The organism is Pantoea sp. XAF26B01_ASV70 (assembly GCF_054512635.1).
This window is the reverse complement of the sequence record NZ_CM137251.1, coordinates 4,004,739-4,018,057: the sequence shown is the minus strand read 5'-3', so window position 1 is coordinate 4,018,057 and position 13,319 is coordinate 4,004,739. Positions and strand designations below refer to the sequence as shown.

Here is a 13,319-nt window from a genome sequence, read left to right as displayed (position 1 = left end):
ATTTATCCAGTCGTCTCCTCTTTTCTGTTTTGCCGCCGTCCCTTATCCGGCGTCTGTGGCGCCGCCTGACTGGCAGCGATAATGCCTTACGGCAGGCGGAATAATCAGTGTGACGACGGCGTTTTTTTCTTTGGTAATCGGTGCTTATGGACGTTTCTGAACTGCTCGATGGTTTGAATGACAATCAGCGCGCTGCCGTTGCGGCACCGCGCAGTAACCTGCTGGTGCTGGCAGGCGCGGGCAGTGGTAAAACGCGGGTGCTGGTGCATCGCATTGCCTGGCTGATGTCGGTGGAGAACTGCTCGCCCTATTCGATTATGGCGGTGACCTTTACCAACAAAGCGGCAGCGGAGATGCGTCACCGTATCGAGCATCTGATCGGCACCAGTCAGGGCGGAATGTGGATCGGAACCTTCCACGGTCTGGCGCACCGCTTACTGCGCGCCCACCATCTTGACGCCGGTCTGCCACAGGATTTTCAGATCCTCGACAGCGAAGATCAGCTACGTCTGCTCAAGCGCCTGATCAAATCAATGAACCTTGATGACAAACAGTGGCCTGCGCGTCAGGGCATGTGGTACATCAATGGCAAAAAAGATGAAGGCCTGCGACCAAAGCATATCGAAAGCTACGGCAATCCGATTGAGCAGACCTGGCTGCGCATCTATCAGGCCTATCAGGAAGCCTGTGATCGCGCCGGTTTAGTCGACTTTGCCGAGCTGTTGCTGCGCGCCCATGAGTTATGGCTCAACAAGCCACACATTCTTAATCACTACCGCGAACGCTTTACCAACGTGCTGGTGGATGAGTTCCAGGATACCAACAACATTCAGTATGCCTGGATTCGGATGCTGGCGGGCGACAGTGGCCGGGTGATCATCGTGGGCGATGATGACCAGTCGATCTACGGCTGGCGCGGCGCACAGGTCGAGAATATTCAGCGCTTTCTGCAGGATTTCCCCGGCGCGGAAACGATCCGTCTGGAGCAGAACTACCGCTCAACCAATAACATCCTGAAAGCCGCCAACGCCCTGATCGCTAACAACAATGGTCGCCTGGGTAAAGAGCTGTGGACCGAAGGCAGCGATGGCGAACCGATCTCGATCTACTGCGCCTTTAATGAGCTGGATGAAGCACGCTTCGTGGTTAACCGCATCAAAGTCTGGATGGAGAACGGCGGCGCGCTTAACGACTGCGCCATTCTCTATCGCAGCAACGCCCAGTCGCGTGTGCTGGAAGAGGCATTGCTGCAGAGCAGCATGCCGTACCGTATTTATGGCGGCATGCGCTTCTTCGAACGTCAGGAGATCAAAGATGCGCTCTCCTATCTGCGTCTGATGGCGAACCGCAATGACGACGCGGCATTTGAACGCGTGGTGAATACCCCGACGCGCGGCGTGGGCGATCGCACGCTCGACGTGGTGCGTCAGACGGCCCGTGAACGTCAGATGACGCTGTGGCAGGCAACGCGTGAACTGCTGCAAAGCCGTGCGCTGGCTGGCCGGGCCGCGTCTGCGCTGCAACGCTTCTGTGAACTGGTTGATTCACTGGCAACCGAAACCGCCGAGTTACCGCTGCATGTTCAGACTGACCGGGTCATCAAAGACTCTGGCCTGTGGCTGATGTATGAGCAGGAAAAAGGTGAGAAGGGTCAGGCGCGTATCGAAAACCTTGAGGAGCTGGTGACCGCTACGCGGCAGTTCAGCTATCAGGATGAAGATGAAGATCTGATGCCACTGCAGGCCTTTTTATCCCACGCCGCGCTGGAAGCGGGCGAAGGCCAGGCAGACAAATGGCAGGATGCGGTTCAGCTGATGACGCTCCACTCGGCAAAAGGGCTGGAGTTCAGCCAGGTGTTTATCGTCGGCATGGAAGAGGGCATGTTCCCGAGCCAGATGTCACTGGATGAGGGTGGCCGGCTGGAGGAGGAACGTCGTCTGGCTTATGTCGGCGTGACCCGTGCGATGCTCAAGCTGACGCTGACCTACGCCGAAACCCGCCGACTCTATGGTAAGGAAGTGTATCACCGGCCGTCCCGTTTTATCGGCGAACTGCCCGAAGCGTGCATAGAAGAAGTGCGTCTGCGCGCCAGCGTCAGCCGTCCGGTAAACCATCAGCGGATGGGTGCCCCGGTGACCAAAAATGACAGTGGATTCGCGCTGGGTCAGCGTGTTCATCATGCAAAATTTGGCGAAGGCACCATCATTAATCTGGAAGGCAGCGGCGAGCATAGCCGTCTTCAGGTGGCGTTTCAGGGGCAGGGAATCAAGTGGCTGGTGGCGGCTTACGCGAAGCTTGAAACGCTTTAGCGTGCGGTTGACGGCTTTTTCGTCTCAGCGTAACATGCGCCCACTATTATCATGAGAGGACAATGCCTTGGACACGCCCAGTCGATGCTGGCTCAATGACCTGGATTCCAGGAATAACATCTAAGGCTACCTCTTTACGCGGGTAGCCTTAGCGGTTATCAGCGACCTCCCTTTTTGATTCCGTCGCGAGTCAGCACTGATTTATCTCTGAAACTCTGTTTCCGTGTTCAGGCTGCCCGTTCCATGTTGAGGAACGGCGGACTGCCTTGTCCCATTTAGTCTGCAATGGGGAGTATTGCTATGCTGAGCGCATTTAAACTGGATCACAGCCGCCTGACGCGACTGGAGCTGGAAGACGAAAACGACAAACTGACGACCTCTGTCTGGGTCGATCTGATCGAGCCGGAAGAGGGCGAACGTGATCGCGTGCAATCTGAGCTAGGCCAGAGTCTGGCAACACGGCCTGAGCTGGAGGATATCGAGGCCTCGGCACGCTTCTTCGAAGATGAAGATGGTCTGCATATCCACTCCTTCTTCTTCTATGAAGATGCTGACGATCACGCCGGTAACTCCACCGTGGCGTTCACCATCCGTGAAGGTCGTCTCTACACGCTGCGCGAACGTGAGCTGCCTGCGTTCCGTCTCTATCGCATGCGCGCCCGTAATCAGACCCTGATCGACGGCAATGCCTTTGAGCTGCTGCTCGACCTGTTTGAAACCAAAATCGAGCAGCTGGCGGACGAAATCGAGAACATCTACAGCGCACTGGAGAAACTCAGCCGGGTGATCATGGAAGGTCAGCAGGGCGAAGAGTACGATCAGGCGCTGTCGCGATTAGCGGAACTGGAAGATATCGGCTGGAAGGTGCGTCTCTGTCTGATGGATACCCAGCGCGCCCTGAACTTCCTGGTACGCAAAGCACGTTTGCCGGGCAATCAGCTGGAGCAGGCGCGTGAAATTCTGCGCGATATCGAATCGCTGCTGCCGCATAACGAATCACTGTTCCAGAAGGTCAACTTCCTGATGCAGGCGGCGATGGGTTTCATCAACATCGAGCAGAACCGCATCATCAAGATCTTCTCGGTGGTCTCCGTGGTGTTTCTGCCGCCGACGCTGGTGGCCTCCAGCTATGGGATGAACTTTGAGTTTATGCCGGAACTGAAGTGGAGCTTTGGTTATCCGGCCGCGATCGGCCTGATGATTCTGGCCGGACTGGCGCCTTATCTCTATTTCAAGCGTAAAAACTGGCTTTAAAATAAGAACGGGCCATCTGAGATGGCCCGTTCTGCTGGCTCCTGTCCCCATTTCTGCGTAATCTTACCCTCCTGTTTTTACAAATTATTAACTTCTTATGGACGCTTTTTCGTTGCGCGCGCAGTGGACGCTGCTGCTGCTGATCTCGGTATTGCTTGGCGCGGTGCTGCACTATTTTCATGTGCCCGCTGCGCTGTTACTGGGACCGATGATTGTGGGTGTAGTGATGGGGCTGTCGGGTGCCACGCTGCGAATTGATAAACGGCTGTTCCTGCTCGCTCAGGCCGTACTGGGCTGCATGATTGCGCAGAGTCTGTCGCCTTCGATTCTGGCACCGCTGATTCAGGACTGGCCGATCGTGCTGACGGTGCTGCTGCTGACGCTGGCGGCCAGCGGCCTGTCAGGTTTTCTGCTGGTGCGCTTCAGTCATCTGCCTGGCCCGACCGGCGCATGGGGATCGTCGCCGGGCGGTGCATCGGCCATGGTGGCGATGGCGGGTGACTTTGGCGCTGACGTGCGGCTGGTCGCATTTATGCAATATCTGCGGGTGCTGTTTGTCGCCTCGGCGGCCGCACTGGTGGCGCGCATCGGGCTGGGTGATGAGGCGCACAGCGTCTCGCTGCTCTGGTTTCCACCGCTGAATCATGGCTTTGTTGTCACCCTGGTGGTGATGCTGACAGGCGCGTGGCTGGGCACACGACTGCGCATTCCTTCTGGCGCGCTGCTGCTGCCTGCGCTGGCGGGTGCGGCACTGCACAGTAGCGACATCGCGGTGTTACAGGTGCCGGAATGGCTGCTGGCCGTGGCCTATGCACTGATTGGCTGGAGCGTGGGATTACGTTTCACCCGCCCGATTTTTCTGCTGGCACTGCGCACGCTGCCGCAGATGCTGGCCTCGATCTTCGGGCTGATGCTGTTGTGTGGCGGGCTGGCGTGGATGCTGACGCGAATGCTGGATATCGATCTGATGACGGCCTATCTCGCCACCAGTCCAGGCGGGCTGGACACGGTGGCGATCATTGCGGCAGGAACCCAGGTCAACATGGCGTTTGTGATGGCGTTGCAGACGTTGCGTCTGTTTACCATCCTGCTGACCGGCCCGGCTTTAGCGCGCTTTATTTCACGCTATGCGCGAACGGGAACGGAATGAAAACGCCACCGCATCGCAGACAAATACCAGCAGCGCCAGCCAGATGAAGCCAAAGGTCACCATCTTGTCTGGCGTGATGGTCTCACCGTAAAACGCGACCGCCAGCACAAACATCAGCGTCGGGCCGAGATACTGAAAGAAGCCTACGGTGGAAAGTCGCAGACGGCTGCAGGCTGCCGCAAACAGCATCAGCGGAATGGTGGTTACAATGCCCGCCGCTATCAGCTTCAGGTTGAGACTCAGTGGGTTGGCGGATAAGTGGCTGGTGGCGCTGTCGGCAAAACCAAACAGGTAAATCGCCGCCAGTGGAAACAGCCACAGGGTTTCAATCAGCATGCCGCTCTGCGCATCGACCTGAATCTTTTTGCGCACCAGGCCATACAGGGCGAAGCTCAGCGCCAGGCCCAGCGCGATAATCGGTAACGAGCCAAACTGCCACAGCTGCACCAGCACACCGACGGTGGCCAGCAGCACGGCGAGCCACTGCAGACGGCGAAACCGTTCGCGCAAAAACAGCATGCCGAACACCACGTTGATCAGCGGGTTAATAAAGTAGCCCAGGCTGGCTTCCAGCATATGCTGATTGTTGACTGCCCAGATAAACAGCAGCCAGTTGCCGCCGATAGTCACGGCCGTCAGCGCCAGCAGCAGCACTTTTTTAGGCTGGCGCAACACGCTGCGAACGCCGGGCCAGCTGCGGCTCAGGGTAATCAGTAACAGCATAAACAGTGCAGACCAGATCACCCGGTGCGTCATGATTTCCGTGGCGGGAACCTGCTTTACCAGTTTGAAATAAGCGGGCGCAATGCCCCAGATAAAGTAAGCGCCCAGTGCAAAGCCAACGCCCTGTCGGGTTTGTTGCGTATCCATATGCGTTCCATTCAATGGCGTGGTTAGCCGATAAGATAGGTGGCGGTAGCCGTGGCGATATAATCGCCCTGTTGATTGTGCAGTTCCACGCGCGCCACGGCGACTTTGTTACCGGCGCGCAGCAGGCTGCTGGTGGCGGTGAAGCGTTCGCCGCGTCCGGGACGCAGATAGTCGACGCGCATATCAATGGTACCCATGCGTGACAGACGCTGGCGCAGATCCGCTTCGCTGATGCTTTCCTGACGGGTTAACGCATTACTGACGCAGACCATGCCCGCCGCCACATCCAGTACCGACGCGATAACGCCGCCGTGCAGAATCTGCTGCGCCTGGTTGCCCACCAGCATGGTTTTGTTATTGAAGCTGATCTCTGCGTAGTCTGCGTCAAGGCGCATCAGTTCCAGGCCCAGCGCCTGATTAAACGGCATGTGATAAACGAAAATTTCGCCGACCAGCTGGCGAGCGTCCTGCTGTGTCAGCACGGGTGATGACATGATGATGTGTCCTGAAAAAATCGGGCCAGAGGGGCGCGGAACATGAATGAGTTGTGTATTCTATGCCGCCTGCGAGGGTGTTTCCAGTTTAAGAAATCAGCACTCATGCTCACTGCCATTTGCGTGTAGAATGGCCTGCTTTTTACGACACCCTTTCAGTTACTTTGATACGCAGCTGCTCACCGGAGAATTTTATGCGTAAGCATCGCGCCTTGCTGGCGGCAATGTTGATATTTCCTGCGCTGGCGCAGGCGGATGAAGCCCATATTAAAGAGGTTCATGACGCGCCACAGGTTCAGGGCAGCATTATTGCTAACCTGCTGGAGAAGCATGATAACCCGTTTGTTCTCTATCCTTACGAGAACAACTATCTGCTTTATACCTATACCAGCGACCTCAATAAAGAGGCGATCTCCTCCTATAACTGGGGAGAGAATGCCCGCAAAGATGAAGTGAAATTCCAGCTCAGCCTGGCGTTTCCGCTGTGGCGCGGTATTCTGGGCGACAACTCGGTGCTGGCAGCCTCTTACACCCAGCGTTCCTGGTGGCAGCTGTCGAATAGCGCTGAGTCATCGCCATTCCGTGAGACCAACTATGAGCCGCAGATTTTCCTGGGCTGGGCGACCGACTATTCGCTGGCGGGCTGGACACTGCGTGATGTCGAAGTGGGTCTGAATCACCAATCCAATGGACGAAGCGATCCCACCTCGCGCAGCTGGAACCGCGTCTATGCGCGTCTGATGGCAGAGAATGGTAACTTCCTGGCGGAAATCAAACCCTGGTATCGTATCCCTGAAGGGGCGAACAGCGATGATAATCCCGATATCACCAAATACATGGGTTACTACCGCACCCGTCTGGGCTATAAGCTCGGCGACAATATCTTCAGCGTAGAGGGCAACTATAACTGGAACAGCGGTTATGGCGGCGCGACCCTGGGCTGGAGCTACCCTATCACTGAGCACGTTCGCTTCTATACTCAGGTGTTTAGCGGTTACGGTGAATCACTGATCGATTACAACCATCGCCAGACGCGTCTGGGTGTGGGTGTAACACTTAACGACTTGTTCTAATCCATAACGAAAGACAGGAATCGCGTGGCAACCTCGGCAGTTCTTAATCAGGAAGCGCTGGCGCAGCAGGTATTGCAGGATACCTTCGGCTACCAGCATTTTCGTCCCGGTCAGCAGACGATCATCAATGAGGCGCTGAGCGGGCGCGATTGTCTGGTGGTGATGCCCACCGGCGGTGGTAAATCGCTCTGTTATCAGATCCCTGCGCTGGTGCGCGAGGGGCTGACGCTGGTGGTGTCGCCGCTGATCTCGCTGATGAAAGATCAGGTCGATCAGCTGCTGGCGAACGGCGTGGCGGCGGCGTATCTCAACTCCACCATGACGCGCGATCAGCAGCAGACGGTGATGGCCGACTGCCGAACCGGTCGGGTTAAGCTGCTCTACATCGCCCCGGAACGTCTGATGATGGATAACTTCCTGGACAGTCTGGCGCACTGGCAACCGGCGATGCTGGCGGTGGATGAAGCGCACTGTATTTCCCAGTGGGGCCACGATTTCCGTCCGGAATATGGCGCACTCGGCAAGATGCGTCAGCGCTTCCCGGAATTACCGGTAATGGCGCTGACCGCGACCGCGGATGAAACCACCCGCAACGACATCGTTAACCTGCTGCATATGCAGGATCCGCTGATCCAGATCAGCAGCTTTGACCGCCCCAATATTCGCTACACGCTGGTGGAGAAATTTAAACCCACCGATCAGCTGCTGCGTTACGTTCAGGATCAGCGCGGCAAGTGCGGCATTATCTACTGCAACAGCCGGGCGAAGGTGGAAGACACCGCCGCGCGACTGCAAAGCCGGGGGTTCAGCGTCGGGGCATACCACGCCGGTATCGACAGCGAGCAGCGTGGCCGGGTGCAGGAAGCGTTTCAGCGTGACGATCTGCAAATCGTGGTGGCGACGGTGGCCTTTGGCATGGGCATCAACAAGCCCAACGTCCGTTTTGTGGTCCACTTCGATATCCCGCGCAACATCGAGTCCTATTATCAGGAAACCGGGCGAGCCGGACGTGATGGTCTGCCTGCCGAAGCGATGATGCTTTACGACCCGGCCGATATGGCCTGGCTGCGTAAATGTCTGGAAGAGAAAGTGCCCGGACCGCTGCAGGATATTGAGCGACACAAACTCAACGCCATGGGCGCGTTTGCTGAAGCGCAGACCTGCCGCCGTCTGGTATTGCTGAACTATTTTGGCGAGGGCCGCCAGCAGCCGTGCGATAACTGCGATATCTGTCTCGACCCACCTAAACGGTATGACGGCCTGGTTGAAGCGCAAAAAGCGCTCTCCGGCATCTACCGCGTGGGTCAGCGTTTTGGTATGGGCTATATCGTTGAGGTGCTGCGCGGGTCCAACAATCAGCGTATCCGAGAGCAGGGCCATGACAAACTGCCGGTCTATGGACTGGGCAAAGATCAGAGCCACGAACATTGGGTGAGCGTGTTACGTCAGCTAATCCATCTGGGGCTGGTGACGCAGAACATCGCTATGCATTCGGCTCTGCAGCTCACCGAAGCGGCGCGGCCGGTGCTGCGTGGTGAAGTGCCACTGATGCTGGCGGTGCCGCGTTTAATCACCGCAAAAACAAAAAGCAGCAGTCCGGCGAAGTTTCACGGTGGCAACTACGATCGCAAACTGTTCGCCAAGCTGCGTAAGCTGCGAAAAGCGATCGCCGATGAAGAGAATATTCCGCCTTACGTGGTGTTCAATGACGCCACACTGATAGAGATGGCAGAACAGATGCCGGTCAGCGCGTCCGAGATGCTCAGCGTCAACGGCGTGGGTCACCGCAAACTGGAGCGCTTTGGCAAACCTTTCCTGGTGATGATCAAAGAGCATCTTGATGATGAAGAGTAAAGGACACTGATTATGCTGATGTTATTCGCCACTGTGGCGCTGGTGCATCTGGTGGCGCTGATGAGCCCCGGCCCCGATTTCTTTTTCGTGTCACAGACTGCCGCCAGCCGCTCGCGCAAAGAGGCGATGATGGGTGTACTGGGCATTACGCTGGGCATTGTGGTCTGGGCGGGTGTGGCGCTGATGGGGCTGCATCTGATTCTGGAAAAAATGGCCTGGCTGCATCAGATCATCATGGTCGGCGGTGGACTTTATCTGTTGTGGATGGGCTGGCAGCTGATGTGCTCGGCACGTCAGCGTCATAAACAGCCGCAGCAGGATGAGCCGGTGGTTGCGTTGCCGAAACGCGGCATGAGCTTTCTCAAAGGCCTGCTGACGAACCTGTCGAATCCTAAAGCCATTATCTACTTCGGCAGCGTCTTCTCGCTATTTGTTGGCGACGATGTCGGTTCGGCGGAGCGCTGGGGTCTGTTCCTGCTGATTGTCGGTGAAACTTTTGCCTGGTTTACCCTGGTGGCGGCGATTTTTGCGCTGCCGTGGATCCGCGCCAAGTATCAGCGACTGGCGAAATGGGTCGATGGCATGGCCGGCGTACTGTTTGCCGGTTTTGGTATCCACCTGATTCTTTCGCGTTAAACACCGTTTCAGCCCTTATGCCGGCGTGCGCGTTGCGCCTCCGGCAGAAACCTCCCTTGCTGTCGCTTCCTCCAGAGAGTTTGCTTGTGTGACGGATGTCACATTCCAGGGCTCAGGGAGTTTTGCTGTTGCAACCGCAGATAAATCGTCACTCTTTATTAATCATTCATATCCATATCTCCATTAAAGTCGGGAAGCAGGCGCAACGTTTATGGAGAGGATGATGAGAGTGAAGTTCATATTACTGGTGTTGATGACGGCCTGTATCAGCGCCTGCGCCTCGCCGGATGCCGCCCGCAACCCTGCGCCAGAGCCGGGCCAGACCGATGAGGTCACCTCGATCCTGATGCAGACGCTGCCCGATGTCGATCAGACGCAGGGCGAAAGGATTAGCCGGATCTCTGCGACGTTTCTCGGGACACCCTATGAAGCGGATACGCTGATCGGTTCTCCCACGCGTCCGGAAGCGCTGGTGATCAATTTCAACGGTGTGGATTGTTACACGCTGCTTGATTACGTGCAGGCGCTGAGCCGCAGCCACGATCGTGCCAGCTTTGAGGCTAACCTGATTCGGACCCGCTACGCTGGCGGTGAGGTCAGCTACCGGAATCGTCGCCACTTTTTTTCCGACTGGTTTGCCGATAGCCCGCGCAATGCCGATGACGTGACCCGCACTCTTAGCCCGGATACGGTGACGGTGGTGAAGCACCTGAATCGTCAGGCCAGCGGAGCAGAACAGGTGCCCGGTCTGGGTGTGATTGCACGTCCTGTCACTTACATTCCGGCCCGGGCGATCACACCGCAGGTGCTGAACCAGATTCAGACCGGCGATTACGTGGGGGTTTACGCCACCAGTCAGAGCCTGGATGTTACGCATGTGGGGATTGCTGTCCGGCATGATGGCCGCTTGTGGTTCAGGAACGCCTCTTCGCTGGCCGTTAATCGAAAAGTTGTCGATGCGCCGTTCAGGGAATATATGCGTTCGAAGCCGGGCATCATTGTGTTGCGTGCGGTTCCACTGACAGCGCCGTAGCGGGGCCAGGGAAGAAGGGATAATCTTTCGCGCCGAATTCGGCGCGTCAGACGTTAAGCGATTTTTCTGGCGCTGGCCAGCAGCGCGCCTACTGCCATAAACAGCCCGCCAAAAATGCGGTTCATTAACTTCATCTGTTTTGGTCCCTTAATCCAGCCCGCAATCCGCGTTGCCAGCGTGGCGTAGCCAATCATCACGATGATATCGACCACAACGGTGGTGACGCCCAGCACCAGATACTGCATAAATAGCGGCTGATGCGGCTGAATAAATTGCGGGAACAGGGCGGCGAGAAAGACGATACTTTTCGGGTTGGTCAGGTTAACCAGCACGGCGCGTTTGAACAGGCGACGACGCGGCATCGCTCTGGCGACTGCATCCAGATCAATGCCACCCGCTGAGCGCCACTGCTGAATACCCAGCCAGACCAGATAGGCCGCACCGGCCCATTTCAGAATCTCAAACGCCAGCAGCGACTGAGAAAACAGCGCGCCCAGACCGATGCCGACCAGCACGATATGCAGCGCCAGGCCGACCTGCAAACCGGAGATAGAGGCCACCGTGCCGCGATAGCCGTGGCTGATACCGGTACTCATGGTGTTGATTGCGCCGGAACCGGGCGACAGGCTGAGAATTGTAGTGGTAAGCAGATAGGTCAGCCACCATTCGATGGTCATGGGTCAGGCTCTCTTTAGTAGCGGAATTGTGACACAATACGCCAGAAATAAGCGCGGCGCTACGGCCTGCGCATGGCATTCAGGACTCTTTATCCGGTCATCAGGAGGGCGAATGAATCAACACAAAGCCAGCTGGCTGCGACGAGAAAAAGCCTTTGCTGCCTTCGCTACCGGGCCACTGCTCGATTTCTGGCACAGCCGCGAAGAGCTTGAGTTTACCGGCGTGGGTAATCTGACGCTGCGCTACGTCCGCTTCACATCACCGCAACACAAGCGTGTGATCCTGATTGTGCCGGGACGCATCGAGAGTTACATAAAATATCCTGAGCTGGCGTACGATCTGTTTCACTGCGGATTTGATGTGGTGATCCTTGACCATCGCGGTCAGGGGCGTTCCGATCGCCTGCTGGAAGATTCACACCGCGGTCACGTGGCGGAATTTACCCATTATGTCGACGACCTTGAAACGCTCTATCTGAAAGAGATTATCAGCGGTCACTACCAGCAGCGCTATGCGCTGGCTCACTCCATGGGCGGCGCAATCTTAACGCTGTTTCTGGCGCGTCAGCCGCAGGCGTTTCATGCGGTCGCGCTGGTGGCGCCGATGTTTGGCATTGCTTTACCGTTGCCCTCTTTTCTGGCCCATCGGATCCTGGACTGGGCGGAGAAGCGTCCGGCGATGCGCGATGGCTATGCGCTCGGCACCGGCCGCTGGCGTGCGCATCCGTTTGGCATTAACCGGCTGACGCACAGCACCGAGCGTTACCGGCGAAATCTGCGCTTTTATGCGGACGATCCGGCGATTCGCGTTGGCGGGCCAACCTACCATTGGGTACGTGAAGGCATCCATGCAGGTCGCAACATCATCAGTCAGGTCGATAAGATCACCACACCACTGCTACTGTTACAGGCCAGCGATGATCGGGTGGTCGACAATCGTTCGCAGGACCTTTTTTGTGCCGCGATGGCAGCGGCGGGTCATCCGTGTGAGGGCAATAAGCCACGGGTGATCGACGGTGCGCGTCATGAGATCCTGTTTGAAAAGGATGAGATGCGCGCCGAAGCACTCAATGCAGTGGTCGACTTCTTTTCCTCGCACCACTGACGTTATTTATCCGACCGGTTAAGGCCGGCAGAACCAGATACCCGAGGTTTTCATGTATCACATCGTTGCATCCGATCTGGATGGCACGCTGCTTTCTCCCGAACATCGTCTGACCCCTTTTGCGCGTGAAACGCTGCAGCAGCTGGTCGCGAAAGATATTCACTTTATATTCGCCACCGGCCGTCATCATATCGATGTCGGACAGATGCGCGACAGCCTGGCGATTCCGGCCTATATGATCACCTCAAACGGCGCGCGCGTGCACAACGCAGAGGGCGAACTGGTGTTCAGTCATAATCTGGATGAGGATATCGCCAGCGATCTGTTTGGCCTGCAATATCATCACAGCGATATCCTGACCCACGTTTACCGCGACGATGAGTGGTTTGTCAGCCGCTCAAGCCCGGCTGAGCAGGACTATTTCCGCGAGTCGGTGTTCAACTATCAGGTCTATGAGCCGGGTCTGCTGCCAACCGATAATATCAGCAAGGTCTTTTTCACCTGCGAAAATCCCGAGCATCTGATCCCGATGGAACAGGCGATTGAAGCGCGCTGGGGCGATCGGGTTAACGTCAGTTTCTCACTGCCTACCTGTCTGGAAGTGATGGCGGGCGGCGTGTCGAAAGGGCATGCGCTGGAAGCGGTCGCGAAAACGCTGGGCCATTCACTGGAAAGCTGTATCGCCTTTGGCGACGGCATGAACGATGTGGAGATGCTGAGCATGGCGGGTAAGGGCTTTATCATGCAGAACGCCCATCAGCGGTTGAAAGATACGCTGCCGGAGCTGGATGTGATCGGTTCAAATGCCGATGATGCCGTGCCGCAGACGCTGCGCACGCTCTATCTTGCTTAAGCCGCCAGCGT

General features: G+C 56.9%; 13 protein-coding genes. 10 read left to right on the top strand and 3 right to left on the bottom strand.

Annotated elements, in window-relative coordinates:
* The first annotated feature begins 146 nt into the window (after nt 1-146).
* From uvrD to ACX8ZY_RS18945, 4 genes are all read left to right on the top strand, one after another.
* The gene (gene uvrD / locus ACX8ZY_RS18960; RefSeq protein ID WP_010257313.1) at nt 147-2,309 is read left to right on the top strand and encodes a DNA helicase II; all 2,163 of its coding nucleotides are present in this window, start codon (nt 147-149) and stop codon (nt 2,307-2,309) included.
* A 67-nt stretch (nt 2,310-2,376) separates the two neighbouring features.
* A complete protein-coding gene (gene ysgD / locus ACX8ZY_RS18955) occupies nt 2,377-2,433 on the top strand; it encodes a YsgD/CorL family protein (protein ID WP_353748370.1) in 57 nt (18 codons plus the stop codon).
* A 176-nt stretch (nt 2,434-2,609) separates the two neighbouring features.
* Complete coding sequence (corA, locus tag ACX8ZY_RS18950; protein ID WP_003854370.1) at nt 2,610-3,563, top strand: magnesium/cobalt transporter CorA; 954 nt, start codon at nt 2,610-2,612, stop codon at nt 3,561-3,563.
* Between the two features lie 97 nt (nt 3,564-3,660).
* On the top strand, nt 3,661-4,713 hold the full coding sequence (locus tag ACX8ZY_RS18945) for an AbrB family transcriptional regulator (protein ID WP_045140893.1): 1,053 nt from the start codon (nt 3,661-3,663) through the stop codon (nt 4,711-4,713).
* On the opposite strand, the gene rarD is transcribed toward ACX8ZY_RS18945, so the two are convergent.
* Complete coding sequence (gene rarD / locus ACX8ZY_RS18940; protein ID WP_010257306.1) at nt 4,684-5,583, bottom strand: EamA family transporter RarD; 900 nt, start codon at nt 5,581-5,583, stop codon at nt 4,684-4,686. The genes ACX8ZY_RS18945 and rarD overlap by 30 nt on opposite strands.
* Before the next feature lie 23 nt (nt 5,584-5,606).
* Entirely contained in the window at nt 5,607-6,077 is a 471-nt protein-coding gene (locus ACX8ZY_RS18935; RefSeq protein WP_010257304.1) for a thioesterase family protein, read from the bottom strand.
* A 194-nt stretch (nt 6,078-6,271) separates the two neighbouring features.
* Here ACX8ZY_RS18935 and pldA point away from each other — a divergent pair, with 194 nt between their 5' ends.
* The 4 genes from pldA (at nt 6,272) to ACX8ZY_RS18915 (ending at nt 10,673) form a co-directional block, all read left to right on the top strand.
* Nucleotides 6,272-7,150, top strand: a complete 879-nt coding sequence (pldA, locus tag ACX8ZY_RS18930) for a phospholipase A (protein WP_010257301.1) — start codon at nt 6,272-6,274, stop codon at nt 7,148-7,150.
* Nucleotides 7,151-7,174: 24 nt separating this feature from the next.
* Nucleotides 7,175-9,004, top strand: coding sequence for an ATP-dependent DNA helicase RecQ (gene recQ, locus ACX8ZY_RS18925; RefSeq protein WP_010257299.1), 1,830 nt, complete (start codon nt 7,175-7,177; stop codon nt 9,002-9,004).
* A gap of 12 nt (nt 9,005-9,016) precedes the next feature.
* On the top strand, nt 9,017-9,640 hold the full coding sequence (gene rhtC / locus ACX8ZY_RS18920) for a threonine export protein RhtC (RefSeq protein WP_010257296.1): 624 nt from the start codon (nt 9,017-9,019) through the stop codon (nt 9,638-9,640).
* Nucleotides 9,641-9,863: 223 nt separating this feature from the next.
* Nucleotides 9,864-10,673, top strand: coding sequence for a DUF1460 domain-containing protein (locus ACX8ZY_RS18915; RefSeq protein ID WP_052271837.1), 810 nt, complete (start codon nt 9,864-9,866; stop codon nt 10,671-10,673).
* A gap of 53 nt (nt 10,674-10,726) precedes the next feature.
* Here the strand turns inward: ACX8ZY_RS18915 and rhtB are convergent, their stop codons facing one another.
* A complete protein-coding gene (gene rhtB / locus ACX8ZY_RS18910) occupies nt 10,727-11,350 on the bottom strand; it encodes a homoserine/homoserine lactone efflux protein (protein WP_010257290.1) in 624 nt (207 codons plus the stop codon).
* Nucleotides 11,351-11,462: 112 nt separating this feature from the next.
* Here rhtB and pldB point away from each other — a divergent pair, with 112 nt between their 5' ends.
* Nucleotides 11,463-12,455, top strand: a complete 993-nt coding sequence (gene pldB, locus ACX8ZY_RS18905) for a lysophospholipase L2 (protein WP_010257288.1) — start codon at nt 11,463-11,465, stop codon at nt 12,453-12,455.
* Nucleotides 12,456-12,507: 52 nt separating this feature from the next.
* The gene (yigL, locus tag ACX8ZY_RS18900) at nt 12,508-13,308 is read left to right on the top strand and encodes a sugar/pyridoxal phosphate phosphatase YigL (RefSeq protein ID WP_010257286.1); all 801 of its coding nucleotides are present in this window, start codon (nt 12,508-12,510) and stop codon (nt 13,306-13,308) included.
* Nucleotides 13,309-13,319 lie beyond the last annotated feature (11 nt).